General features: G+C 21.3%; 2 protein-coding genes. One reads left to right on the top strand and one right to left on the bottom strand.

What is annotated here, in order from left to right; all coding sequences use genetic code 11:
- A partial coding sequence (locus tag ACLHHF_RS02230) for a coiled-coil domain-containing protein (protein WP_411308203.1) occupies window positions 1–629 on the bottom strand: 629 nt, incomplete at its 3' end.
- A gap of 1,180 nt (window positions 630–1,809) precedes the next feature.
- Between ACLHHF_RS02230 and ACLHHF_RS02225 the strand changes: the two genes are divergently transcribed.
- Entirely contained in the window at window positions 1,810–2,205 is a 396-nt protein-coding gene (locus ACLHHF_RS02225) for a hypothetical protein (RefSeq protein WP_411308202.1), read from the top strand.
- Window positions 2,206–2,221: the final 16 nt, after the last annotated feature.

Raw genomic sequence — 2,221 nt, 5'->3', positions numbered from 1 at the left:
TTACTTAAACTATCAATGTTAGTTTGTAAAGTAGTTTTTTGTTCTTTTAAAGTTTCTATTTCTCGGTCTTTTTCTTTACTTAAACTATCAATTGTAGCTTGTAAAGTAGTTTTTTGTGCTTTTAAAGTTTCTATTTCTCGGTCTTTTTCTTTACTTAAACTATCAATGTTAGCTTGTAAAGTAACTTTTTCTTGGTTTAAAGTTTCTATTTCTCGGTCTTTTTCGCTAGTTAAATTATCAATGTTAGTTTGTAAAGTATCTTTTTCTTGGTTTAAAGTTTCTATTTCTCGGTCTTTTTCTTTACTTAAACTATCAATTGTAGCTTGTAAATTCTCTTTGTCTTGTTCTAAAATAGCTTTTTGTGCTTCTAAAGTTTCTATTTCTTGGTCTTTTTCTTTACTTAAACTATCAATTTTAGCTTGTAAAGTATCTTTGTCTTGTTGTAAATTTTTTATTTTAGATTTAATTAAAACAAAATTTTGGGAATCAATTAAATTTTTATTTGATTCCTCAAAATAGTTCCAAGAAGGAAATAATGTTGGCTTAATAAAAAATATTAATCCCCAAAAAAATAAAAATATAAAAAACATAAAAATCCATTTTTTAATAAAATAATTATTATTTAACAAAAAATTATTCCTTTCTTAATTATTTATGATTATTCATTTGGCAGTTTAGATATTAAATGTTTTATTTAGTTTTCGCTATTAATTAACTTTTTTTAATTACTTTCAATAAGTTAATATTTTTTTCTTTATTATAAAATTTTAATAATTACCTATTTTATTCGCTTTAAATTAATAAATATTAATTAATTTAATTTAAAATATGATTCAGATTATAGTGTTTTTTAAATTAATGATAATTAGGCACATCGATATATAAATAAAACATATAATTTTTCTAATCATATAGGATTTATAGGAAGATGACTCTAACATCATCATCAAAAATAATCAAAAAAACAATTAAAATTTTAAAATTGATTTAATGATCATCATTTTATTTAATGTTCAAATATCAAAAATCTTGTAACTATTATGGTTTTCAAAAATAATCATTACCGTAATAATGTGATGCATATAGTTACCTATTTATCATTAACTAATGAGTTTTTTAAAAAATTGTTTTGTTTTCTATTGGTTTAAATTCAAATTTATTATTAAAATATAAAAAACTAATAACTTTAAAATTAAAATTTTATGTAAAAAAAAAATTTAATTTTATCTTTATTTGTTTTTTATATATTATAATTATATATATATATTTTGTTTTTTAAAATAAAAAATAAAATGTATTTAAATAATTGATAAACATATCATCATAAAATTAAGAATATTAATGATTATATTTTTAGTTTTTTTAAAAAAAATAAATTTCCAATTTAAACCAATAGAAAAAAATAATTTTTTTAGTGAGAAGCCATGGATACCAAAATTAAGATTTTAAAAATTTAATTTTGGATCCCAAACTAAAAATCTTATTTTTTTAAATTTATCTTAACTAGAAAGGCAGGAAAAATATGTTTTTTTCGAATATCATGCAAACTATCATAATATTACTTTTAGGAGCTATTATCGGGGGTTGTTTATATCATTATAATCTGAAAAATACAATTAGTCTGAATTTGGATTTTTTCAAAACTGATCAAACACTTTTAAATAATATCGCTAGCCATTGGGTAAAATTAATTAAATTTATTATGGAAAAAATAAATATTTAATCATCAGAATCATCATTTTCATTATTAATTTCAGTTTTCCCAAACTAGCGCCAAGCTTGCAATAAAAAAAGGAGTTATTTAATATCATGTGCAAATTAAAAAATGCGTTTACAATCCTTACTGGTAGTTGTTTATTAAGTTTATTATTCATCTTATTAAGTTATAATTATGTGCAGGCGTTAGAAAATCATCATCATCATCCTGATGCGTCGCTCAACGAATTACAACAGCGAATTGATCAATTAATGATTGAAAGAAATCGAATAGCGACACGAATTTTAAATCACTCTTATTATCGTAATCCTGAATTAATCACCCTTTTGGAATCCAGATATCAAAATTTAACCCAAATAATTATTAATTTACAACAACAAATGATAATTTTAACACAAATCCAGACAGCTGATCATAACTCAACCAATTATCAAAATCACAACGGAAATCATTCGAACGACGACAATCACGATAACCACCAATTATAAAATATTGGTGGAAAAT

It is taken from the genome of Candidatus Phytoplasma pyri (genome assembly GCF_046600495.1).
GTDB classification, from domain to species: domain Bacteria; phylum Bacillota_I; class Bacilli_A; order Acholeplasmatales; family Acholeplasmataceae; genus Phytoplasma; species Phytoplasma pyri.
Note: the sequence above shows the minus strand (reverse complement) of the source record. Positions and strands in the feature narration are given on the sequence as shown.